Below are 24136 nucleotides of genomic sequence, written 5' to 3' on the forward strand. Positions count from 1 at the left end.
GGTTAAAATATTATCCAACTTAGTTATATCGCCTTTCGGCCCTAATTCAATCATTATAACTCTCTATTGTACGCCAAAACCCTTCTTCAATACCTATAAATGGCACCCAACCTAAAGTTCTTATCTTATCAATGTCGGGTATTATTTTATGTACCGGACTTTTTAGATACCCCTCCTTTTTCACCTCTTTTCTTATAACCTGTAGGTTTTTTGATGGATAAAGTTTCAATAATTTATCAGCTAAATCAACTACAGAACACTCAGCATCTGCATTGCCCATGTTATAAGCATGGCCGTTCTCTCCGTTTAATAATATGGTAAAGAAAGCCGTGGTAGCGTCAGACAAATAACAGTAAGCCCGTACGGCCGAACCGTCACTCTTCATAACAATATCGCGGTTATTAATAACATCAGCTACAAAGTCTGCAAAAACACGTCCATCCTCTAAGTCCATTCCCGGGCCATAAGAGTGAAAAATGCGCACCATGCTTACCGGTACGTGGAACTGATGCATCCACGAAACGCACATGGTCTCGCCAAGTCGCTTACTTTCTGCATAACACGACCGCACATTTACCGGATCCAGGTAACCACTATCTGTTTCCTTTATTCGTCCCACGTCTGCCGGCACAACTCCATAAATCTCACCCGAGCTGAAGTATAAAAATTTCTCAACCCGATGTTTTTCAGCTAGTTTTAGCAAGTTAAGCGTCCCCTGAACGTTTGCGTTTAAAGTACCTACGGGGTCTGATCCGTAAAATTTGGGACTGGCCTGGCTGGCGGCATGGATAACAAAATGTACATGCTCGTTAACGTTTAATTCATCGCAAACATCCTGTACTATTAGCTTGATATCTGGCCGTTGTAGTAAAAGGCCAAACTTTGCTTCGGCTTTGGCTTTACTTCTAACCAGGGCTAATACAGTTACGTTTGTATTGAAATTATCATTCAGCGCCAACAAAGTATAAACCAGATACGTGGGCAAAAAACCGTTAGCGCCGGTTATCAGCACTGTTTTACCGGCAAACCTGCTCCATTCCAAATCAGCATGAATGATCTTCTGTAAATCGGCCTCAATTATTTTATTAGAAACGGTGCTCATTATATACTGTGTATAAGTTTTAGCTATTTAAGCCATAAGCTAAGCGGCTTTATTGTAAAAACACTATCAGTTTTTAGCCTGTTTTTATAATAGCGTAACTTAACTTCTTCTTTAAGAAAAATCCTTCAAAGTATTTATAAGATAAAACTGAAACTAAGATAGTTACGCCAAAAGTTAACGGATAAAGTAAAACAGGTACCTTAAACTTATAAACTGCGATTATACAAAGATTGGCAATAAGTACATGGTACATATATATACCATACGATATTTTACCTAAAAAATTAAAGATCGGATACTCAAAATTGACTATGCTGGTTTCTTTTCTTACCATGTTGAGAATTATAAATCCATAAATGATGGCATGCAATTCCCAATAAAAGCCTTTTAGCTCCACCGCTGTATATATTAAAATTATTTCTGTAAAATAAAGCAACAACTGAAACCACCAGCTAATAAAAACCGATTGTTGATTTTTAATATTGTTATTAATGATTGCAAATAAGGCACCTATTAATAAACAATCAAATTTTAATCCATAAATAATAAAAACGGCTATTTTTTGATATAGAGGCCGGGTACAGTATCCATGATCAAGCAGATACACAGCCCCACCGCATATTGCAAGATATATGAGCATAAAGCTTACAATAAAATAGACAATACCTCTGGTTTTAAACTTATTAACAACAAATGGCCAGCATAAATAAAAATATTCTTCTACACCAATAGACCATGATTGAGCACAATACACCACAGGGCCGATGAGATAGGCTTGTATATGCGGCAAAAACAGCAGATATAGTATAATGTTTAATATGAGTTGTGGGCGGGATGAAACAAAAGGCGGCCCAACCTGCAATTGATGAATAAATGGAGTTATGAAAAAGGCGATTAAAAATACAAGGAAATACACCGGCCATATTCTTAAAACCCGGCGCATCAAAAATTTTTTTACCGGTATCTTTTTCACTAGCTTTTGTTCAATAAACAGCAAAGATGTTATCAAAAAGCCGCTTAACACAAAAAAAACATCTACACCCAATTTACCAATCAGTTGCACCGCCTCATGGTGCCAGATATTAGGATAACCCTTTGTAGATTTAAGTTGTTCTGTATGATGGATTACAACTATCAATGCAGTAAGGCCTCGTAAAAAATTAAGATTAGGGTAGTGTACCTTCTCCATACTAATCTGTCAGGCTAAAAACTGACCTATCTGTTGTTCTGTAAATTTTATTATATGTTGCCGATGCTCATAAAATTGTTTATACCACTGTATGGTATTTTCTACTGCCTCTAAAGCATTATATTGAGGCAACCAGCTTAATTGCCCGGCGGCTCTATTAATATCTAATTTAAGCAACCCTGCCTCATGCGGCTGATTGGGACTTTGATTAATAAAATACTCACCGCTTCCCCAAGCCTGGATAGCCATTTCAACCATCTTGCTCACTGGCAACGCATCCGTTACCACGGGACCAAAGTTATAAGCCTGTGCAAACTGTTGGGGATGAGTATTTAATTTTGCGCCCAATAGCAGATAACCTCCCAGCGGTTCCATCACATGCTGCCATGGCCGCACCGCATCAGGGTTACGTATCTCAATACGTTCATTACCAATCAGCGCCCTGACAATATCGGGTATCAATCTGTCTTTAGACCAATCACCCCCGCCTATTACATTGCCTGCCCGCCCTACCGCAATGGCCTTTTGATGCTGCTGATAGGTATTGATATTGAAAAATGAGTTACGATACGAATCTATAACCAACTCTGCACAGGCTTTGCTGGCGCTGTAAGGGTCATATCCGCCTAAACGATCCTCTTCATGATAGGGTCGCTCCCATTCGTAATTATGATACACTTTATCTGTTGTGATGAGTACACAGTCACAACGCTTGTTGAGTTGTGCCACCGCGTCCAGCAGATTAGCGGTACCTATGGCATTAACCTCAAAAGTTTCGGCAGGTTTTTGGTAGGACAAGCGCACCAAAGGTTGTGCCGCCAGATGAAAAATAAAATCAGGCTGAAAATTTAAAACCGCGGCTTTCAGGCCTGCACTATCGCGCAGATCGGCAATTACAGAATGACATAAACTATCGCCTTGCAATACTTCATATAAGTTGGGTTGTTGTAGCGGTTCAAGCGCATATCCCATTATTTCCGCTCCCAACATGTGCAATATTTTCAGGAGCCAAGCGCCTTTAAAACCTGTGTGCCCCGTAAGAAAAACCTTTTTGCCGGCGTATACGCGTTTTAGTTCATTAATCATTATTACCAGATTTTCCAGGGTGCACGGCCATTATCCCACATTGCATTCAAATCATACTTATCTTTCAGAGTATCCATAGGCTGCCAAAAACCATGATGCCTGTAAGCACTCATCCTGCCGGTTTGTGCAATCTTTTCTAATGGCTCCCGCTCCCAGATGGTGGCATCTCCATGATTAATAAAATCAAAAACCTGTGGCTCGCAAACAAAAAATCCGCCGTTAATCCATGAGCCGTCACCCTTGGGTTTTTCTATAAATGAGTTTACTTTATCGCCAGGTCCCATGTTCAACGCACCAAATTTACCCGAGGGCTGTATGGCCGTAACCGTAAGCAGATTATTATTTTGCTGATGATACTCCATCAACTGACTGACATTGATATCTGCCACGCCATCACCATAAGTAAGCATAAAAGGCTCATTGCCAATATGGGGTTGTATGCGCTTAATACGGCCACCGGTCATAGAGTCATTACCTGTATCAACCAGGGTAATCCTCCATGGCTCGGCTTGTGAATCGTGCACCTCTACTGAATTATTTTTTAAGTCGATGGTTACATCAGACTTGTGGAGGAAATAATTGGAGAAAAACTCCTTGATGATGTACCCTTTGTAACCGAGACAAATCACAAAATCATTAAAGCCGTAGGCCGAATAGATTTTCATGATATGCCACAAAATGGGCATACCTCCAATTTCAACCATCGGTTTGGGTTTGATCCCGGTTTCTTCAGATAGCCTGGTGCCAAGGCCACCGGCAAGCAGTACAACTTTCATTTAGTAGATTTTTGACAAAACATATCACTTCCCCGGCTGGCCGGTTATTATAATTATGGCTGATGACAATCAGCCATTTTTTCATAAATACCTGATGATGTTTTTGTTATCTATAAAAAAGACTCAAAAACAACCAACTCTATGTCTCCCTGCGCCTTACAAATGTAATGACCGATTGTTAATATGAAGAACACGACTTATACAATTGTCTGTTTTTTATAAAAAATCAGTGCAAGACGGTATTATTGCCGCCAATGAATTAAAATGCCGAAATTTGCAGCTGTTAAATATAGTTTCTCATGATCAACTACTTTGAATTTTACGATATACCTGAATCATTTAACCCCGACGAAGCACTCCTGAAAAAAAAATTCTATGCGCTGAGCAAACAATATCATCCTGACTTTTATGCTACCGAAAGCGACGAACGCCAGCAGGAAATTCTGGAACTTTCTACCATCAACAACAAGGCTTACCATACCCTTAACGATCCAAATAAGCGACTGGAATACATTTTACGTGCCCACGGACTGGTAAATGAGGGCGCAAAACCACAATTGCCCGCAGATTTTTTAATGGAAATGATGGACATTAATGAGCGACTGATGGAAGTGGATGATGCCGAAACGCTGGCCAGCATAAGTGCTGAGGCTCTGGCTGTTGAAGACGACCTAAGCAAGCAATTAGCCGTACTTACCCACAACTTTGACCAGCTAGATGACGACACCGCACGAGAGGATCGGCTAAATAAAATTGCAGAAATTTACTATAGACAAAAATATTTGTTGCGGATTAAAGAGAGTTTAGATACATTTGCAGCCCGGTTCTGAAAGGAACACTACCGAACCAGTTGCCCAGATGGCGGAATCGGTAGACGCGTTGGTCTCAAACACCAATGGCTGCAAGGCCGTGCCGGTTCGACCCCGGCTCTGGGTACTGAAGGAAACAACCACATGTGGTTGTTTTCTTTTTTTATGGCCATAAAAATCTCAGCATAGGTGATTTTGAACCATATAACCACAAAAAAACTGTAAATCAATTAATTAAAACCAATACTACAGTCAGGTTTAATAGCCAATCGGTCTTTCTACACGGGCAGTGTTACGTTTTGTGCCTTGCTGATATATGGCATTGCTGCAGCAAAAACACAAAGTATCCTTATAAGGAATTGTATTCTCATTGTTTTTCTTTCAAATGAGCAGGTAAGAGGTTACCGGCTGTTACAATGTTGCTACTGTTATTTGCTCCCACAAAAGCCCCGGCGTTACCCGCAGCCTTATTGTTACTGATATTGGCGCCGTTTACATTGTTCAGGCTGATAATGGCCTGGCTGCCATTGGTTGAAGGTATATTACAAGCACTGATGCTGAGATTCTTACCATCTTCAAAAATTATTGCGGGGCGCATATCATTATTTTTAAGACTAAAGTTGACATTCTTCAACGTTACTCCCTCTACATGCCGCGCCCACAAGCCATATGCCGGTATAGTTGGGCCGAAAGTTTTTACTTCCGGGTATTTATCAATGGCCTCAGGTACGGTAACAGCTGCATCTGGCAACGTACCGCCACCCGCCAGCTGGATCTCAATATCCTGAAGTACAAGCCCCTTTACAGGATGCCCAGGCACACCGGTGATCAATACCCCTGACGGCGGTTTTAATTGGGCGGTATCTGCCGCCTGTGCCTTTATGTTACGAATAATCACATCTTGCAGCATTCCGGTCGGTTGCTGCGTATCCTTTTCTTTGCGGAAAACACTTAGACGCGAGCCTAAACGGATCAAAATTGGTGTCTTTACGTTCACCATCGTAATATCCGATATCGTTATCCGCTGCAAGTGCGCACCATCTACAGAAAGAAGTTTGATGCCCCCGTTATTGGTATCATAGATATAACAATTACTGATGCTGATATCCTGAAATGCAGCCATAGATTCGGTCCCCATTTTGATGGCGCCTTGTCCGCTTTTTAATTTCAAGTTGCTAACCGTAATGTTGCTGCAGGGCATTTTACTGGATGTGGTTTTGAAACACAGCGCATCATCGCCGCTTTCCACATCGCAGTTTTTGATGATTACCCGTTGGCACCCATCAACATCAATCCCATCGTTATGCGCCACCCCCCGGCTTTGGATCTTGATATCATGAATGCTCACATCCCGGCACTGGAAATAGTGCGATGTCCAGGCAGCGGCATATTTTAAAGTTACACCGCTTACCTGCACCTGCTCGCAACGTACCAGGCGCAATAAAAACGGTCGTCGCCCCCAGCGCTGGCCTTCCGGACGGGTATCTGTGAGTATTTGCCGCTCTTTCAGCTCTGATCCACGGCCGTCAATCACCCCCTCGCCTTCTATACCAATGTTTTTAACATCCACGCCAACCACTAATGCCCACCCCACATGAATACCCAAACCTTCTGTAAACGGATCAAGATTCTGGTAATCATTCACATCCGTACTACCCAACAATACTGCGCCCTTCTGCAAACTCAGCGTCACGTTATTTTTCAGAGCGATGGTACCCGACAGGAATTGCCCACCCGGAAAAATGACCTTACCACCACCCGTCGCCGCGCAATGATCAATGGCCTTCTGTATAGCTGCCGAGTTGAGCGTCTTGCCATCGCCAACGGCACCGAATTTTACAATATCAGTGTCATTTGCCCGACACAATGCCGGACAAAGCAGCACGCCCAGCAGGCACAGGGCCAGCCAGGCGCGCTTTTCGTTACTTCTTTGCATTTTTATCACTCTTTTCAAAACGCAACATCTCGCTACCGGCCAGCAGGAACGGACCGAGACCATGGGTATCATTCAACTCCTTCGGACGGGTGTAATAAAACGCAATAGCCTCATCCATATTAGTGCCAATGCACACGTCCTGCAGTTCGCCATCAGCGGTTAGTTTGGCGGCTAAGCCTTTCCAGCCTTCGCGGGCAATAGATATGTATTTGGCAGGTATCCAACCTTCGTTAACGGCACGGGCCACCGCGTAAGTATACATTGCTGTCACTGATGATTCTAAATATGAATCTGGTTTATCCAGCAATTGGTGCCACAAACCGGTTTGATCCTGATAACGGGCAAAACCTACAATCTGGCGCAGCAGTAGTTTAATCAGCTCCGCACGTTTAGGGTGATTGGCAGGCAGGTTGGCCAATAGCTCTGTTTGTGCAACGGCCAACCAACCATTAGCGCGGCCCCAATGCCCTACCCCATTCATATCTACATCGGTATAGTAATTATGCCAGAAAAGGCCGCTCGGTGCATCATATAGGTAATGATTAAAATTTTCTACCTGCTTAATGGCATCATCAAAATATTTTTTATCGCCGGTAAGCTTACCCATACGTGCCAGGAATGGTACGCTCATATACAAATCATCAGCCCATAAGGTGTTGGTGCGTGGCTGCGGGCGGCAAAGCGTACCATCAGCCAAACGCAATTGCTTAGTAAGAATATAGTTTGCTGCACGATCAAGATAGGCGCGATAATCTGCACGATTATCAAAAGCATAAACATCCATTAACCCGGCCGACATGGCGCCGCAGGCATCCAGGTTACCCATACTGTACACCGCACCATATTCTACCTTGGGTGTTTTGGCTTTGTACAGGGTCTCAAAATATGGCAGGTTATCAAAAATAAAGGCATAGTTGTGCCTGCTGTAATCAGAATACTTTTTATCGCCCAAAACCTGTGCTGCACGCATCATGCCGGTGGCCAGCACCCCGTTGGGGTACATCCATTTATTATAGCGACTATCAGCCTTAACATCGGGCGATGACGCCAGACCTTTGGTAGTGGCCACCGTTTCTTTAGTAGTGGTGTTAACAAATTTAAATGTTGTACCGGCCACAACATGATCGGCAAGGCGGCGCACCATCTCCTCAGTATTAGTAGCGGGCGATTGCGCAAATACTGTTACAGAGCAGGCCATGAGCAGTAAAGAGAATATTTTTTTCATTATTGAATATTTTAAAATGACTTGATCGTTATCGTTCAAAAAGACTTACTATTTTTTGTTTGCCGCACGTGCGGTCTTTACCTGAGCCACGGTAACAGGCGCTGCCTTATTGCCAAAATTGCGGCGAACATAGGTGAGCACATCAGCAATTTGCTGATCGGTCAGAAAGTTATGTGGCGGCATGTTGTTGGAGTACGACTCGCCATCTATATCCACATTTTGCATAAAGCCGTTCAATACCACTTTGATGAGCTTGCGGCTATCGCCCAGTACGTAGGTTGTTTTGATCAGCGGCGGATTCATGTTGGGTACCCCACCCCCGTCAGCCTGGTGGCAGGAAAGACAGTATTGCGTGTACACTTGTTGCCCGCGTGCTATAGAAGCTGCTGGCGATGGAGCTGTTTTAGTTTTTTTTTGCGCCATAACAAATAAGGGCGCCATTAATAAAAGCAGGACAAATATTCTTTTCATTGATGTGGTTATTTTTTTGTGTAGATGATGCGATAGATGGTGCCTTTAACATCGTCGGTTACATAAAGCGAGCCATCGGCACCCATGGCCAGTCCAACTGGGCGATGCTGTGCATTGCGGCCGCCTTTGGCCGTATTTTCTGCCGAGCCTGAAAAATTATCGGCAAATATTTCCCAATCGCCGTAAGGCTTACCGTCTTTAAACGGCTGGAACACTACGCAATAACCCTTTTGTGGCTCAGGTGCGCGATTCCAGGAACCATGAAAGGCAATGAATGCTCCATTGCGGTATTTTTCCGGAAACATTTTACCGGTGTAGAACAGCAGGCCATTAGGCGCCATGTGGCCGGGAAAAGCAACAGCCGGATCGATGTATTTGGCATCGGCTTCTTTTTTGCCATCGCCACCATACTCCGGAGCCTGGATCTTTTTATGCTGCAACTGATCATAATACATGAAAGGGAAACCCGCGTTATCGCCTTTCTTTAATGCGTACATACACTCTGCGGGTAATTCTGCCGAGCGTTTCACGTCATACAATTCAGGCCATGAGCTATTCAGGTTATCCCGGCCGTGCTGCATCACAAAAAGCTGATTATCTTGCTGGTTCCAATCCAACCCCACTACGTTACGCAAACCGGTGGCATAGCACACACCATCCTTGTAAGTTTGATTTTGCTTATCGGCCCTGAACTGCCAGATTCCGCCCGCCGAATCCAGCAACGGGCAACCAGGGATGCCGGGCGAATGCAGCCCACGATCTTCCACCTGGCAGGCGCTGAGTGGCGAGCCGATGTTGACGTAGATATTGCCATCGTTATCCAGCACCAGCGATTTGGTTTCGTGCTGCCGGCCGGCTTTCAGGCCGGTAACCAGCCGCTCTGGCCGTAAGGTATCCATCACCTTATTTTGTGCATCCAGCTTGTAGCGAAAGATTTCGGTGTTTGATGATGCATACAGATAACCATCTTTAATATAGATTCCGGTACCGCCATAATTGCCAAAGCCGCTGGTTACTGTTGCTTTGCCGTTGGCACCTTCATGCAATACCATAATGCCCTTGCCATTTTTGGGTTTGGCCAGTTTTACATAGACCTCTCCCTGAGGTGTTACGCTAATGTGCCGGGCTTTGGCATCCAGCGTAGCCACTTTTAGAGCACCGAAACCTTCTGGGAGTTTTAACCCTGCATCGTCCGCATCTGGTACAGGGTCTGTTGCAGATGGCAAACCGTTAAAGGCCAGGATACCCACTATCAGCATCACCGGTAAAACGTAGCGAATAAATGGCTTGATCATTATTGTATTTCCTTTCTGGTTACGCCGGCCAGCTTGGTATTAGCAATATTGACACTATTGAAGATATTGAGGCCTTTTACATTGTTAAGTACGAACGTTGGCACGCCACTAGCCTTCTGCGCGCGGATGCGTTGAAAATCGGCACCGTTAACGTTGTCCAGAATAAATGGTGGGCGTTGGTCTTCGGTAAGATAGCTTACCTGTACATCATTCATTTTCAGATCGGTTACATTGCGGATAAAGAACCCGTAGGATGGCATTACGCCAAATTGATACGGCTCCGGGTAACCTTTTTCCAGGGCAGGTACTTCGCGCTTGGCCTGTTCTGCCGTGCCGCCGCCTTTGTAGTAGATGCGGATATTATTCAGCGTTAAATCATTAATATCATTTCCGGGCACACCGCTGATAATAGCACCGTGACGGGAATCAGCATTATAAACCACCACGTTGCTGATGATAACGCGGGTACATGTACCTACTTTCATATCGGCCGGTGCGCGCATACGGGCACCCAGGCGCACAAAAATCGGCGCATTAACAATATCGCGCATGGTGATGTTGTTAATGGTTACATCCTCCAGCAGCGCACCATCAACCGTTTCCAGGGCCAGGCCACGGCAATAAGTAAACACGCAATTAGAAATAGTAATGTTGCGGAACCCGCCGTTAGACTCTGTACCAAATTTGATCCTGCCGGTTGGGTTACCGTCTGAATATTTCTTTTCATTACGCTTAAAGGTGCCATCCAGAAAACTGCCCTCGTCAAAACCGCTTACCTGGCAATTGGTGATGGTCACGTTTTCAGTTGGGCGGGCATAGCCAAGACCGTAGCTGCTTTTTAGGCATATGCCATCATCATAAGGTGAATTAACGCTGCAATCGGAAATGCGTACGTTCTGGCAACAGTCTATATCCATACCATCGCGGTTGGTATCCATTTTCACGTTGTTTACGGTGAAATTATCTATGCCCGTAGCCAGGATGCCGAACCAGCCGCCATGCAGAATAGAAATGTCTTTAATGATTACATTATGGCAATTGCGCAAGCTAATGGATTTGTTAGGGCGTTTATCGTCATCCCCTTTATTGCTGCGGGTTAGATCTTTACCCCAAATGGTGCCTTGGCCGGTAATAGAGATATCATGCAGGTTTTCGCCCCATATCAAACTATTATGCCAATGGCGATGACCATAATCCTGGTAAGGGTTATCGGTAGATTGTTTTTCGGGCTCGTCATAACCGGCTTCGGGAGTTGGTGGTGCGGCAATAATAGTAGCGCCTTGCTCCAGGTTTAACGAAATATTGTTTTTAAGGCGAATGGAACCAGTCAAATAATTGCCTGCCGGAAAATTAACGGTGCCTCCTCCGTGGGCTGCGGCCTCGTCTATAGCCTGGTTAATGGCTTTAGTATCGATGCTTTTACCATCACCTTTAGCACCGTAGGCGGTAACATTATAGCCCGCGCTGCCTTTGCTTTGCCCCAGCGCTGCGAAGGCGGCCAGGTTAAGCGTTAATAAAAATGTTTTCAGATAGTGCTTTGTGTTCATTAAAATGAGCTTTACAGATATTACTAGGGTTATATTAAACTGGTTTATTAAGCCTGCAGCGGCCCCGGCTGGCCCGGGGCGCTGTGCTACAAACTACCCGGTAACCACTCCGGGAATTGAGAGAATCTTTAAACATTAGTTCCAGTTAGGAAAATAGCGGCTGTTGTCATACTTCGGCCCGGTAATGGTACCATCAATTTGCGTTTGCGGGATGGGCCTCAACACATGGAAATTCTTAATGTTGGGGCCTGCATCTGTGTTGTGCTTTTTTACACGGGCTAACAGTGTGCCGGTACGCATCAAATCCTGCCAGCGGCAAAGCTCACCGCACATTTCGCGGGCGCGTTCATCCAGAATAAAATCGAGGTTTACATCAGCTGCTGTGATATCCATAGCCGCCACGTTGCCCGATGGATAGGCCGCCCGCTCACGGATAGCATTGATGAACGGAACGGCTTCATTCGGCCTGCCATCTTGCAGTAATGCCTCGGCCGCAATCAAATAAGTTTCTGCCAGACGGTAAATGATGATGGGTCTTACAGACGGCGCATTTAAGTCGGTACGCTTATCATCATAATACTTCAACATGGTTGGATACAGTGTGTTTACGTATTTGCTTGGCGGAACAACCTGGTAACGGTATTTAGCAATTTGCGCTGCTGTTAGTTCAATACCTGGCATATAAATGGCAGTATCGCCCACTTTAAATTTGGGTTGCTTGTTGGCATCCAGGGGCAGATTAGCCGGATTATTGGCTATCCAAACGGATTGAAAGGTTTTAAAATAACGGGTATCATTGGTTTTGTCCTTAAAAGCGGTGTCGGTAAGCCAGCGGGTAGGCATTACACGAGCATACGGGCGACCGTAGTAAATATCGCGCTGCATGCCCGGTTGTGCCTCGTAGCGAGGTACAAACAGGTGTACGTACAGGTTATCAGGCCCGCTGTTGTTCTGTGTAGGCGAGCCATTATAAGCCGAGCTAGTGGTATGCTGCACCGTCCACAGCACTTCGGTATTGGCTTCATTGCCTTCGGCATATACTTTGCCAAAATCCTGCAACAGTTTTACACCGTTGGCTGGCGCAACGGTATTAATAACGCTGGCTGCGGTACTGGCCGCGTTTTTAAAATCGTCGGACTGCTTAACGCTTGAATAGCCGCGGGTTAGGTAAACCTTGGCCAAAACGTGCATAGCTGCAATTTTGGTGGCCTTTCCGGCCAGCACATTCGCGGTTTGCGGACTGGCCGGTAAACCTGCAATTGCATCATTCAGATCCTGGATGATGAGATCATAGGCATCAGCCAGTTTATCGCGAGTGGCCGAAAGGGTTGGCGCGCTCTGGAAATGTTTGTTTACGGTTACATCGGCCCAGTTCTGCACCAGAATAAAATAGTAGTTGGCGCGCAAAAATTTGGCCTCAGCTGTCATCTCCGCCTTAGTTGCGGCATCCATACCTGTTAGCGCAGGCAGGTAATCAATCAAACCGTTACAGGTATTTATAAAAGTGTAACAGTTTTTCCAGATACCGGCCACCGTACCGTCCGACGTATTGAAACCGCTGCTATAACGTACCAGTGAGCCGGTGCCATCTACCCCGGCCTGAAATTCGTCTGTGCCTCCTACCGACATTTCAAAGTAAGTATCCGGGCCATAAATGGTGCGAAAACCGGCATAAGCCGCATCCAGACCAGCCTGAATGCCCTGCTGGGTGGTAAAGAAACCCGGAGTTAGGTTAGATATAGGATGCTCTTCTAATTTTTTATTACAGCTGGTCCAAACAACGGCCAGCAGCACACAGACAATGATGGTATAGCTATTTATCTTTTTCATATCTACGTTGTCTTTTTTAGAGTGTTAAATTCAAACCGAACAAAAAGGAATACTTGGCGGGTGTATCTTCAGCCAGCTTTCCTGACGATTCTGGGTCGATACCATTAAAGTTGTTCACGTAAGGCGAGAAAAGGATAAACGGATTCTGCACTGTAGCATAAACCTTTAAGCTATGACCGCCAATGCCGGTAAGCCACTTTTTAGGCACATTGTAACCCAGACTGATACTTCTGATTTTTAAATAAGTGCCACTGAAATAACTGAGCAACGAAGAGTAAGGCGTATTGGTAAAAGCGTTAGTAGGCTTAGGCCAGTAATTCTGATGATTGTAAGGCGTCCAGTAATCAATAGCCAGGTTATTATAGTTGCCTTGTAAAGTATTCAGGAAACTCCCGCTCTGGTAAATGGCTGAGGTTAACGTTCCGCCTACGCGATAAGCCGCTACTACGGTTAAATCAAAGCCTTTGTAACCGAATCTGTTGGTAATGCCACCAGAAAACAATGGTTGCTCTGAGCCAACAATCATCCTGTCGTTAGCATCAAGCTTGCCATCACCGTTTAGATCGGCCACACGGATGGTACCAATAACCGACTGACCACCGGTAAGCGTCAGGCCATATTTTTTGGCCAACGCGGTATCTGCCGGTGTGTTTTGCCAAATACCCATCTTTTTATAATCATAAATAGCGCTGATGGGGCTGCCCACAAACAAGTTATTATTGATATCTACAGTTGTGCCATTGGCCAGGGCAGTTAACTTGCCACGGTTAAAGTTGATATTGAGGTTAGTGCTCCAGCTAAAACCCTGATTATTGCCCGGGGTGATGTTGTTTGAGTTGATATTAATCTCCAAACCAACGTTTTCAGACCGGCCTACGTTAGTGAGCACTGTATTAGGGATACCTGATGTTGGTGGTAATGATTCGGGCAGCAGCAGGTTACGGGTGTACTCATGATAAGCATCAATGCTACCGGTGATACGATCGCGCAGGATGCCGAAATCCACACCTACGTTAAGCGTGCGGGTATACTCCCAGTCGAGCCCGTTGTTGGGCACATTAGAAGGGTAAGCGCCGATGGTGTTTTTACCGCCGTAGTTATAAGTAACGGTTGATAAGCCGCCCTGAGTTTGGTATGGATCGATAGCGGCATTACCCACATCGCCAAAGCTGAAGCGAAGTTTCAGGTTTGAAAGAATGTTGTTATTCTTCATAAACTCTTCCTGCATCACGTTCCAGGCAAAAGCGGCGGACGGGAAGAAATGATAGTTACGGCCAGGTGTAAGTTTAGATGAACCATCTGAGCGGGCAGTCAGCGTTAACAGGTATTTATCTTTGTAACCGTAGTTTAATCTGCCCATATAGGAGATCAGATCATATTTGGCATAAGAACCTGTACCGGTAAGGTTTGAGCCTACCGCCGGATTGAAATACTGCACCCCGTCTGACAACAGGTTATTATAACTGAACGACGTAGACTGGTTCTGGTTCTCCTGCAAGCTATACAAACCGGTAAAGTTGATATGATGGTCGCGCGCAAAAGTGTGCTCGTAATTCAGGATATTTTCCAACGTGTAGTTATACAGGTAAGAGTTTTTGTTATTGGCAGTAGATTGCGAGCCCTGGTTGTTATAAGTGGCTGCCGCATAAAAGTTACCATAAGTTTCGGTACGCACCTCGGCGCCGCCGTTAAAACGATAGGTTAAACCTGGCGCTAATTTCGCCTCCAGGTAAGCAGAGTTGAACGAGCCCAAACGTTTACGCGTTTCTACCGATGCACCGGGAACGAAGTTGGCCAGCGGGTTCCACACCTGTTTGGCACTACCGTCTACATAGCCTACCAAGACGCCGGTTACATCGTCATAAGGCGTCGCCAGCGGACTGGCACGCAATGCCTGCCCCAGCGGATTAGCATTCTCACCGTTGATGTAAGACAGGTTATTTAACGAACTCAGACCTATTTTGATGTATTTACCCAGCTTTTGATCTACGCTAAGTTTTAATGAATAGCGGGCAAATGACTGACCGGGGTAAATACCGGTTTCATCATAATAACCGGCGGCAATATCATACTGCGTTTTATCTGTACCGCCAGATACGCCTAACTGATGATCAGTCTGAAAACCATTTTTATAGATCAGATCCTGCCAATTGGTGCTGCGGCCCATTTTTAATGACGCTTGCTCCTGCGCACCGAAAGCACCTTCGGTAATAATGCGTGGATCATCCGGACTGGTGTAGAGCGGCTTCGCTGCTGCTGCGTTATAGAATGCCCATTTTTTTAACTGGGTGTATTGCTCGGCATTCATAACATTGTATTGACGCAAAACTTTGGAAAAACCGGCATAACCGCTGTAGGTAACCACCGGATCGCCGGATTTGCCGCGTTTGGTGGTTACCAGTACCACCCCGTTGGCGCCCCTTGAACCGTAAATGGCAGTTGACGAAGCATCTTTCAATACCTCTACGGAGTTAATGTCATCAACGTTGATATCCTGAAGGCTACCGGTAAAAGGGATTCCGTCAACCACCACCAGCGGATCATTAGAAGCTTGCTTGGAACGGGTACCACGGATAGTTATAGATGGCACAGCTCCGGGGTGACTGTTACCCCCGCTTTTCTGGATGTCTACACCGGCAGCCTGCCCCTGCAGAGCCTGAACCAGGTTTGCGCTGGGCACATCCTTCAAAGCCTGTGATGAAACCGAAGCGATAGAACCGGTAATGTCAGATCTTTTCTGCGTACCGTAACCTACCACCACAATCTCATTCAGCGATTTTAGCTCTTGTGAAAGTGTGATCCTAATAGTGGTTTGCCCGTTTAGTTTGATGCTTTGCGGAGTATAACCTACAGAGGAGATGACCAACGTGGCGTTAGGGTCAACATCCGTTAGGGTGAAGTTGCCATTTATATCCGTCGCTGTTACTTTTTTGGTCCCGGCCACGGTAACAGTGGCGCCAGGTATTGGTCCGGCGGCATCGATTACTGTGCCTTTTATGCTGATATTAGCGACAACCACGCTACTGTTTTCTGCCGGTGAAGGCGTTGTGGTTGCAGGTGCTGTCGCCTTATCCTTATTGGTAAAGATGACGATGTTGTTGTTGATCTCTTTATACGTAAGCTTCGTTCCGGCAAGTATATCGGCCAGTATATCGCCAATTGCCGCGTTTTTATAATGGCGGGCGGTAGTGCTGCAGCCTTGCAATTCGGCGGAATTGTAGGCAAATTTTACCTGCGATAGTTTCTCTATCTTTTCCAGCGAGGCTTGCAGTTTCTCTTTCTCTATCTTGATACTGATATGCGACGCAGCAAGCTGACTATGAGCAGTCTTAGCAAAAAGCAACCCGGTAAAAGTGAACGAGATAACGATTACTATGATTGATGACCTCATAAAAAAAACGAATGATCGAGTTGGTTTTTTTATCATATTTGTTAGGTTTAATTGATCGGTAATATGCCGGTAGTTGGTTTAGCTTGAGACCCTTCCAATTACCAGCATGGTCATTTAACTAATACCCGTGCAACGGCCCGGGTATTTTTTTTTTCAGGGTATGATTAGTGCAATACCACCTCCTTTCCTTTTATGCTATAATTGAGCCGGTAGATGGCTTTGATAATTTCGAGCACCTGCGTCATATCATCGGCAGATGAAAAGTGAATGGTAACCACCACATCCTTCATTTGCCGACGGTTGTAATTGAGCCTGACGTTGTAACTATTTTCAATGTTCAGCACCAGGTCTTCAAAAGGCACATCATATAAGTTTACCTCGCGGTTGCGCCAGGCGGCTACCTTGGCAGCGTTTACCGTTCTGGTGTCGTATTTTTTTTGCTGCTGGTGATAGATCAGTTCTTTATTGGGTTGCAGCAGGCCGAAGCTTTTGGTCTTATCGCCAACCGCTACCAAACCGGTTACCACGGTAACCCGCACATCATTCAACTTTTTATAGTACTTAATGTTAAAGCTGGTACCCAATACCTGGGTATGCAGGTTGCCATAGTGTACTATGAAAGGATGCTGCTCATCATGCTTAATCTGGAAAAAAGCCTCACCGTTAAGCAGTTGTACTTCTCTTTGCTTTGAAAATTTAGACGGATAGCTGATGGTCGATCCCGAGTTAAGCCACACGGTTGAGCCATCTGGCAAACTAATGGTAGCCATATGCCCGTTTTGCGCAGAAGCCGTTAGCACTTTGCCTGAACTATATAAACTATTGATGAAGAACCAAGCCCCAACACATATCAGTAACACCGAAGCCGCTACAGCATACCTGATTTTTGCGGCAGAGAAAAACCTGGGGCGATAACCTATCTGCTCATGAATATTGTTGAGCATTTCCAGCTCAATAGCCTCCATAGCTTGCTCATTGTGCAGATGTGCATCACTATCCAGATCATAGCGTTTCGGCCCGGTTCTTCTAAACATATTAATAAAGACTGTAGCGGTTTATATGTGCTTATACACCGCTACCCCGCACAGGTACTAGCCGGGAAGCAAAAAATTTTATACCGGATTGCCACTCGGGCTGTGATGCCAAAATGCTTTAATACTTGGCCAAATGCCTTTCCAAATCGCTTTTTAAAAATTGGTCAATTGCAGAAACCAATTATATCAACCCAAATCTGCCTGGGGTTGACAAATGCTTATTAGACGAAGACATGCAGACCGAACAGGATTTGATCGCAAAAATTAAAAGTGGCGACATTAAAGCCTTTGATGAATTTTACCGCAGAAACTGGAGATTGCTCTATCACATGGCCTACCAGGCCACCCGGTCATCCGCAGATGCCAAAGACCTGGTGCAAACCGTATTTATTAATTTCTGGGGCATCAGAGAAACATTGAGCGTGGAGCGCTATCATGCCTCCTACCTCACAATCGCTATAAAAAATGCTATTGCCAACTTCTTTAAAAAAGATGCATCCAGAAGAAAAACATTGGAACAGGTACTTACCGAGATCGGTAAAAAACCAACACCGGAAAACCCGGTTGAAGACCGCCTGATTGCCAAGCAAACCGCTATAACTCTTGACCAGCATATTCATTTGCTACCTGAAAAAATGCAGCAGGTATTTATTTTATCGCGCCAGCAGTACCTCTCTGTAAATGAGATCTCAGCGCTCTTAAATATTAGTCCGCAAACGGTTAAAAATCAGCTTACCAACGCACTCAAAATCTTACGGACTAAAATGGAGGCAGCTTAGCTTTTCAACAATTTCAATCAAAAAAAATCCCCGGAGTAATTACTCCGGGGATTTTTTTTGATGCTGATATTAATAGATCGCCCTATCATTAAAAAAAGACGTCATTGCTTCGTTCTTAGCAATGACGTCTTAATTATATAGCTCCGTTACTTAGTTTGGTAAAACAATACACGGTCTATTACATGTATCATGCCATTTGTTGGTTGTATGTTACTGGTTCTCACGCTCACGTAACCTACCGAGTTTGAAAAATCATTCAATCGCAGGGTAAAGTTCTGATCGTCATTTACCCTTAGTGCCATAAGTGAATTAGGGTTAAGCGGATCTGTGTTAAGTGGCTCTAACGTGGTAGCCATTACATTTGTTGGCGTAAGATTGTTAAAAGAATAGGCTCCCTGCACAATAAGATAAAGCAGGTAATTCTTCACCTGGTCTTTGGGGTAATCACTCCACTTGGTGGCCGGCTTTCCGTTTACCAGGTATTTACCAAAGTAGCAGTCGGCAGTAACGGTAGTTACTTTGTTTACTACGGTGGTACGGTAAATAGCATCGTTATGCAGCAATATAAAAGTGCTGTTGGTTTTGATGTATACGTTGGTATCAATACCAGAATACTCTATGGCCTGCCGCATCAGCTTAAAGATGGTGTCTTTCTTAGCAAAATTGTAACTGCGGTCTTTTATATACTGCCAGGTAGTTTCATCAATCCGCGGATCGAGCACGTAGGGATGATAATCGGCGCTTTCCTGCAATTTCAGGCCGGCAATATTACAGCTAGCCAGACCGCTCAGCAGCATTACAACAATTAAATATTTTATAGTTTTCATTTGTCTTAAAATTTAAAATGAATCAATAAGGAGCGTTTTGCGAGATCATTGGATTGGCGTTCAGCACGTTCTGATTGATTGGCCAGAACACCTTACGCGCATCTCCGAAACCGGTTTGCGGAATATTGCGTATCAGCTGCCTGCTTTTAATTACCGGGTCCATAGTGCTGATGATGATACCGTTTCTCTGTAAGTCAAACCAGCGTTTGGCTTCGCAGAAAAACTCCAATTGTCTTTCACGTAAAATACCATTGCTGTTTATCGGGTTGCCAAAGAGCATATCGTCTGCAGTGGCAAAATCTGTGCTTTTGTAAGCAGGTAAGCCGGCACGGGTTCTTACCATGTTGAGGTAAATCAGGGCGTTGGCCTGGTCGCCGGTGCGGTTCAGCGCCTCGGCACGCAGCAGGTAAATATCAGCCAAACGATACAGCGGAAACATCAAATTAGCTTGCGGCGAGTTTGGATAGATCTGGTTGCCGTTTTTATCAAGGTTTACCGCATAGTATTTCAAAATCTTATCGTGATTATTCACCTTGAAATCTATGGTTTGTGCGCCCCTGATATCTGCAGGCGTAGTAGTATAATAAGTCCACAATGCAGGGTCTATAGCAAAATCGCTATTGGTATCGCCAGCGCCTATCTCTTGGGCTGTTTTGTTACCGCCGTCAACTGTAAAATCCCAGTTCAGGCTCCAGATGTCTTCTTTGGTGTTATTTGGCGCAATGAAAATATTTTTCCAGTTGGCAGTAGTTTCCAGGCTGTAACGGTTCAGCTTAAGCAGATTATCACACCATAGCAAGGCATTGGTATAATCATGGTTATACATATAAACATCCATCAGCATGGCGGCAATACCACCTGAGTTGAGGTTCCAAACCACCGCGGCTGTATGGTCTGACAGGTCATACGCTTTTAAAAGATCAGGCAGAATGACATTTTTCACAATATCTGCCGCAGGCGTTACTGCTTTGTACGGATCAGTACTCAGATCTTCATAAGGCACCGTCCAAACCGGCACATTGCCCCACAGCCTGATAAGCCAGAAGTAGCAATAAGCGCGGATACCTAGTGCCTGTGCTTGCAAATCTTTAGCCAGCGCAGGGTCAATACCTTCAATAGTGGGTATATACTTGATAGCAAAATTAGCACGACCGATGGTAGCGTAGATCAGTGTCCAGTCGGCGCCGTTGGTGGTTGGCGTCAGCACATTGAGCGCAAGCGGCAAGCCATCATTATAAGTAGGATGATAGGTAAGATTATCGCTACGGCCATCGCCCCAATAGATAAACTGGCTGGAGAACATATCCTGAATGCCATCATAAATACCGGCCACACCGGCTACGGCATCATCAGATGTTTTCCAGAACTCACTGGCTGCCAGCTGGCTTTGTGGCGGCTGATTGAGCAGCTTTCTACAGCTAAACAGTGATACAGATAGCATTACAAGAATGCTGCAAAATATTTTTTTCATAATATCGTCTATTAAAAGTTCATATTAATACCAACACCAAACTCTCTGCGGCGCGGATAACGGCCATTGTCATTACCCGGAGTAAGTGCCGAGCTTGATGAAAACTCCGGATCAAACCATGAGTAGTTTGTCCACGTAAGCAGGTTGGCTCCGTATACATAAGCGCCCAGATTTTTCAGTTTAAACCTCGATGCCAATGCAGAAGGCAGGTTGTAGGTAAACTTGGCATAGCTAAGCCTGATAAAAGAGGTATTCTCTAAAAAACGTGTCTGCGTACCGGGGAAGTTGGCAGTCGAGTTTTTGCGGCCCATGTAAGGGATATCGGTAATATCACCCTGCTTTTTCCACGAATTATATGTAGTATAATTATCCGCTACGATGCCCGAAGTAGCCAGATTGTCCAGCGTTTGGCGAGCACTGTTATAGGCTTCGCCGCCCCAAATAGTGTTAAAGGTGAATGATAAAGTGAATTGTTTATAGCTGAAGGAGTTGATAATTGCGGCATAAAATGTTGGCTGCGCATTGCCTATTATCTGACGGTCGTTAGCATCAATCACGCTGTCCCTTTTTACGTTATCAAAAATCATATCGCCACCCAACAACAATGCGCCACCGGCATACATGTGGTGCACAGTACCGGTATAAGTTTTACCGTTAATGGTATAGCTGGTGGCGGTTTTACCATCGGCAGATACGCCAACCGGCGTAAGGCGGTTCCACTGGTCATCATAGGCGTTTGAAGCATCATACTGATACACGCCCAAACCTTTGTATCCATAAAAATCGCCAATCTTGCCTCCCTCCTGTACCAGGTAGGTAGCACCACCACTGGTAGCCAGGAAGGGCTGGTGATTATAAAGGCTCTTGATACTGTTACGCTCCACACTCAAACTGGCATTGATGTTCCATGAAAAATCCTTTTTCACTATCGGGCTGCCATTTAGCTGAACCTCTAAACCGTTGTTGCTGATATCGCCTACGTTAACATACACGTTGGTAAAGCCGGTTTCAACTGGGATGTTGCGCTGATAAAGTAGGTTTTTAGTGGTTTTCTGATAATAATCAACCGTTACGTTTAGTTTAGAGTTGAACAGTTGCAGATCCAGACCAAGATCTTTCTGGATGTTACTTTCCCATTTCAGCTGACTGTTGCCAAACTGGTTGCTCAACACCACGCCGTTAATAGCATTGTAGAATGAAGAGCCGAATGTGTAGATGAGCAAGTTAGAGTTAGCCGGGATACGGTCATTACCTACCTGGCCATAGCTAAACCTTAATTTACCGTCGTTCAGCACGTTTTTAGACCAGCCCATAAACTTTTCGTCAGAAAAACGCCAGGCTGCAGAAGCCCCATAGAAATCGCCATATTGGCGATCTTTACCAAATTTTGATGAACCATCTTTACGATAAACAGCGCTCAAAATGTAGCGGCTTTTATAATTATAGCCCAAGCGTGAGTAAAAAGATTCGCGGCTTGATGAACCGGCATCGGTACCGGTATTAACCAGATCTATCGTTCCGGCTACGTTGGAGGTATATAAACTCTCGTTGGCATAATCGCTACCCGCTATTTTAAAGCTGTTATTTTGCGATTTTTCTGCGCTTACACCGGCAACGCCAGTTATAGTGTGATTGCCAAACGTTTTGCTGTAGTTTAAAAAGCCCTGATAAGCCCAATTGGTATTAAGCGCAAAACTCTCTTTCCCTGCGTTAACCCTAACTGAGGCGCTGCTTAGCAACTTAGGATCAAAGAAAACGTTGTGCGGTACAGCCAGGTTGATATCGAAGTTATTGGTAAAACGGAGATCTTTGGTAATACTATAATCTAACTGATTGAATACATCGCCGTTGTAAGTATTGGTTTTATTAATCTCCAGTAAAGCAACCGTCAGCTGATTACGTCTGCCGCTGATATAACCCGTTAACGTACCATCCGGATAATACAACGCCAGGTTTGAGGGACGCTGAAACGCCTGATTAATGGTGTTACCCTCATTAATATTATTATTGGTATTGTAACCGAACGATAACCGGTTACTGTATTTAAATTTCGGCGATAGCTGATAATCCAGGTTAAAACGTGCTTGTATAGTTTTAGAGTAGCTGTTTACAATCAACCCCTGGTCATTGATGTATCTGAAGCTTGAGTAGAACAGAATGTCTTTTTGTCCGCCGCTCACGCCAAAGTCAATAATATCTTTTTTAGCTGTTTGGGTAATTACCGCCTGGTTATCGTTATCAGAATTGAAAACTACGTTGAGCGAATCATTGGTAGTAGTGGGCTTATCAGGACTGGCGCCGTTATACAGGTTTCGCTCTACACGCAGGTCTTTAGAGTTTGGCTGCTCCAGCTTGTGCGACATGGTACCAATAATGCGCGCATATTGCAGATTTACCATCGGCTTGCCTGCTTGCCCGCGTTTAGTGGTGATCAAGATAACGCCGTTAGCTGCCTGAGAACCATAGATAGCTGCTGAGGCCGCATCCTTTAATACCTCGATAGATTGAATATCGTTAGGATTTACATTGTCTGCACTTTGGCTTAAAATACCGTCTATTACATACAACGGAGAGTTACCCGCGGTAGAAAAAGTAGACCCGCCACGAATTTGTACGCTACCGGATGCGCCAGGCTCGCCAGAATCATTGACCACCAGCACACCCGCCGCCTGCGATTGCAAAGCGTCAATCAGGTTAATCGGATGCCGTTCTTCAATATCTTTCGCTGAAACAGTGGAAATGGAACCGGTAAGGTCGCGCTTGGCAACGGCCTGTCCGTAGCCGGTTACTACCACTTCATTCAGATCTGTAGTGGCATCTTTTAGTTTTACCGAAAGGGTTTTATTGGCGCCAACCGGCATTTCGGCCGTTACATAGCCAATAAATGAAAAAACCAGCACGGCATTCTGGTCTGGTACGCTAATAGAGAATTTACCATCTGGGCTGGTTAGCACACCTGCAGTTGTGCCCTTAAGCTTTACGCTTACCCCGGGCAGCGTCTCCCCTTTTTGGTCTGTTACAACGCCGGTTACAGTTATTGGTGCTGCAACTTTTGTTTTGTTGCCACTATTATTTAGCAACCTGTTGTGAGTGTAAGTTGAGTTAGTGTTTTTAAAAGATACTTTTTCTTTGGCCGATACCTGAAAAACAGATAGGACCAGCAGGATGGCAAGGTAATTTTTTGAAGGATTTTTTTTCAAAAAACATCTTATCCGCGCAGATACTGCACGACAAGTTTTTTTTTCCATAATTTGGTAATTGGTTACTTTAACTGTTTGGTTTTGAAAGACGTATAGTTAGAACCTTTTATAACGGGGGATGCGTCAACATCCTCCGTTTTTGGTTCAGGGTTAGATATAAAATTTCAC

General features: G+C 44.8%; 17 protein-coding genes and 1 tRNA gene. 3 read left to right on the forward strand and 15 right to left on the reverse strand.

Annotated elements, in window-relative coordinates:
- Positions 1 to 46: 46 nt before the first annotated feature.
- From ABZR88_RS12830 to rfbF, 4 genes are all read right to left on the reverse strand, one after another.
- On the reverse strand, positions 47 to 1102 hold the full coding sequence (locus ABZR88_RS12830; RefSeq protein WP_107826951.1) for an NAD-dependent epimerase/dehydratase family protein: 1056 nt from the start codon (positions 1100 to 1102) through the stop codon (positions 47 to 49).
- Positions 1103 to 1175: 73 nt separating this feature from the next.
- The gene (locus ABZR88_RS12835; protein WP_107826950.1) at positions 1176 to 2291 is read right to left on the reverse strand and encodes an acyltransferase; all 1116 of its coding nucleotides are present in this window, start codon (positions 2289 to 2291) and stop codon (positions 1176 to 1178) included.
- A 9-nt stretch (positions 2292 to 2300) separates the two neighbouring features.
- A complete protein-coding gene (gene rfbG / locus ABZR88_RS12840; protein WP_107826949.1) occupies positions 2301 to 3377 on the reverse strand; it encodes a CDP-glucose 4,6-dehydratase in 1077 nt (358 codons plus the stop codon).
- A 2-nt stretch (positions 3378 to 3379) separates the two neighbouring features.
- Positions 3380 to 4153 carry a glucose-1-phosphate cytidylyltransferase gene (gene rfbF, locus ABZR88_RS12845; protein WP_107826948.1) on the reverse strand — a complete coding sequence of 258 codons (774 nt, stop codon included), beginning with the start codon at positions 4151 to 4153 and terminating at the stop codon, positions 3380 to 3382.
- A gap of 299 nt (positions 4154 to 4452) precedes the next feature.
- On the opposite strand from rfbF, the gene hscB reads away from it, so the two are divergent.
- Positions 4453 to 4983, forward strand: a complete 531-nt coding sequence (gene hscB / locus ABZR88_RS12850; protein ID WP_107826947.1) for a Fe-S protein assembly co-chaperone HscB — start codon at positions 4453 to 4455, stop codon at positions 4981 to 4983.
- A gap of 22 nt (positions 4984 to 5005) precedes the next feature.
- A tRNA-Leu gene (locus ABZR88_RS12855) sits at positions 5006 to 5089 on the forward strand.
- Between the two features lie 240 nt (positions 5090 to 5329).
- On the opposite strand, the gene ABZR88_RS12860 is transcribed toward ABZR88_RS12855, so the two are convergent.
- From ABZR88_RS12860 to ABZR88_RS12895, 8 genes are all read right to left on the reverse strand, one after another.
- A complete protein-coding gene (locus tag ABZR88_RS12860; RefSeq protein WP_107826946.1) occupies positions 5330 to 6898 on the reverse strand; it encodes a glycosyl hydrolase family 28 protein in 1569 nt (522 codons plus the stop codon).
- The gene (locus ABZR88_RS12865; protein WP_107826945.1) at positions 6885 to 8123 is read right to left on the reverse strand and encodes a glycoside hydrolase family 105 protein; all 1239 of its coding nucleotides are present in this window, start codon (positions 8121 to 8123) and stop codon (positions 6885 to 6887) included. The genes ABZR88_RS12860 and ABZR88_RS12865 overlap by 14 nt, the downstream gene beginning before the upstream one ends.
- A gap of 48 nt (positions 8124 to 8171) precedes the next feature.
- Positions 8172 to 8594 (reverse strand): cytochrome c, encoded by a 423-nt coding sequence (locus ABZR88_RS12870; protein ID WP_107826944.1) that lies wholly within the window; start codon positions 8592 to 8594, stop codon positions 8172 to 8174.
- Positions 8595 to 8602: 8 nt separating this feature from the next.
- Positions 8603 to 9889: a sorbosone dehydrogenase family protein gene (locus ABZR88_RS12875; protein ID WP_107826943.1), complete on the reverse strand. Its 1287-nt coding sequence runs from the start codon at positions 9887 to 9889 to the stop codon at positions 8603 to 8605.
- Entirely contained in the window at positions 9889 to 11436 is a 1548-nt protein-coding gene (locus tag ABZR88_RS12880) for a glycoside hydrolase family 28 protein (RefSeq protein ID WP_107826942.1), read from the reverse strand. Before ABZR88_RS12880 ends, ABZR88_RS12875 begins: the two co-directional genes overlap by 1 nt.
- A gap of 135 nt (positions 11437 to 11571) precedes the next feature.
- The gene (locus tag ABZR88_RS12885) at positions 11572 to 13266 is read right to left on the reverse strand and encodes a RagB/SusD family nutrient uptake outer membrane protein (protein WP_107826941.1); all 1695 of its coding nucleotides are present in this window, start codon (positions 13264 to 13266) and stop codon (positions 11572 to 11574) included.
- Positions 13267 to 13282: 16 nt separating this feature from the next.
- Positions 13283 to 16657 (reverse strand): TonB-dependent receptor, encoded by a 3375-nt coding sequence (locus tag ABZR88_RS12890; RefSeq protein ID WP_107826940.1) that lies wholly within the window; start codon positions 16655 to 16657, stop codon positions 13283 to 13285.
- A gap of 164 nt (positions 16658 to 16821) precedes the next feature.
- Entirely contained in the window at positions 16822 to 17691 is an 870-nt protein-coding gene (locus tag ABZR88_RS12895) for a FecR family protein (RefSeq protein ID WP_107826939.1), read from the reverse strand.
- Between the two features lie 233 nt (positions 17692 to 17924).
- On the opposite strand from ABZR88_RS12895, the gene ABZR88_RS12900 reads away from it, so the two are divergent.
- The gene (locus tag ABZR88_RS12900; RefSeq protein WP_146166466.1) at positions 17925 to 18470 is read left to right on the forward strand and encodes an RNA polymerase sigma factor; all 546 of its coding nucleotides are present in this window, start codon (positions 17925 to 17927) and stop codon (positions 18468 to 18470) included.
- Positions 18471 to 18616: 146 nt separating this feature from the next.
- On the opposite strand, the gene ABZR88_RS12905 is transcribed toward ABZR88_RS12900, so the two are convergent.
- Genes ABZR88_RS12905 through ABZR88_RS12915 form a run of 3 tightly spaced genes read right to left on the reverse strand, consistent with a single transcriptional unit; the run spans position 18617 to position 23968 of the window.
- On the reverse strand, positions 18617 to 19297 hold the full coding sequence (locus tag ABZR88_RS12905; RefSeq protein WP_107826937.1) for a fasciclin domain-containing protein: 681 nt from the start codon (positions 19295 to 19297) through the stop codon (positions 18617 to 18619).
- A gap of 22 nt (positions 19298 to 19319) precedes the next feature.
- Entirely contained in the window at positions 19320 to 20768 is a 1449-nt protein-coding gene (locus ABZR88_RS12910; RefSeq protein WP_107826936.1) for a RagB/SusD family nutrient uptake outer membrane protein, read from the reverse strand.
- A gap of 11 nt (positions 20769 to 20779) precedes the next feature.
- On the reverse strand, positions 20780 to 23968 hold the full coding sequence (locus ABZR88_RS12915; protein ID WP_170113535.1) for a SusC/RagA family TonB-linked outer membrane protein: 3189 nt from the start codon (positions 23966 to 23968) through the stop codon (positions 20780 to 20782).
- Positions 23969 to 24136: the final 168 nt, after the last annotated feature.

The organism is Mucilaginibacter yixingensis (assembly GCF_041080815.1).
Classification (GTDB): Bacteria; Bacteroidota; Bacteroidia; order Sphingobacteriales; family Sphingobacteriaceae; genus Mucilaginibacter; species Mucilaginibacter yixingensis.

Coding starts and splice junctions, on each gene's coding strand:
- ABZR88_RS12860 (WP_107826946.1), bottom strand. CDS start 6,898: ATGCAAAGAAGTAACGAAAAGCGCGCCTGGCTGGCCCTGTGCCTGCTG.
- ABZR88_RS12875 (WP_107826943.1), bottom strand. CDS start 9,889: ATGATCAAGCCATTTATTCGCTACGTTTTACCGGTGATGCTGATAGTG.
- ABZR88_RS12905 (WP_107826937.1), bottom strand. CDS start 19,297: ATGAAAACTATAAAATATTTAATTGTTGTAATGCTGCTGAGCGGTCTG.
- ABZR88_RS12880 (WP_107826942.1), bottom strand. CDS start 11,436: ATGAACACAAAGCACTATCTGAAAACATTTTTATTAACGCTTAACCTG.
- ABZR88_RS12865 (WP_107826945.1), bottom strand. CDS start 8,123: ATGAAAAAAATATTCTCTTTACTGCTCATGGCCTGCTCTGTAACAGTA.
- ABZR88_RS12890 (WP_107826940.1), bottom strand. CDS start 16,657: ATGAGGTCATCAATCATAGTAATCGTTATCTCGTTCACTTTTACCGGG.
- ABZR88_RS12830 (WP_107826951.1), bottom strand. CDS start 1,102: ATGAGCACCGTTTCTAATAAAATAATTGAGGCCGATTTACAGAAGATC.
- rfbG (WP_107826949.1), bottom strand. CDS start 3,377: ATGATTAATGAACTAAAACGCGTATACGCCGGCAAAAAGGTTTTTCTT.
- ABZR88_RS12895 (WP_107826939.1), bottom strand. CDS start 17,691: ATGTTTAGAAGAACCGGGCCGAAACGCTATGATCTGGATAGTGATGCA.
- ABZR88_RS12910 (WP_107826936.1), bottom strand. CDS start 20,768: ATGAAAAAAATATTTTGCAGCATTCTTGTAATGCTATCTGTATCACTG.
- ABZR88_RS12885 (WP_107826941.1), bottom strand. CDS start 13,266: ATGAAAAAGATAAATAGCTATACCATCATTGTCTGTGTGCTGCTGGCC.
- ABZR88_RS12900 (WP_146166466.1), top strand. CDS start 17,925: ATGCAGACCGAACAGGATTTGATCGCAAAAATTAAAAGTGGCGACATT.
- ABZR88_RS12870 (WP_107826944.1), bottom strand. CDS start 8,594: ATGAAAAGAATATTTGTCCTGCTTTTATTAATGGCGCCCTTATTTGTT.
- hscB (WP_107826947.1), top strand. CDS start 4,453: ATGATCAACTACTTTGAATTTTACGATATACCTGAATCATTTAACCCC.
- rfbF (WP_107826948.1), bottom strand. CDS start 4,153: ATGAAAGTTGTACTGCTTGCCGGTGGCCTTGGCACCAGGCTATCTGAA.
- ABZR88_RS12835 (WP_107826950.1), bottom strand. CDS start 2,291: ATGGAGAAGGTACACTACCCTAATCTTAATTTTTTACGAGGCCTTACT.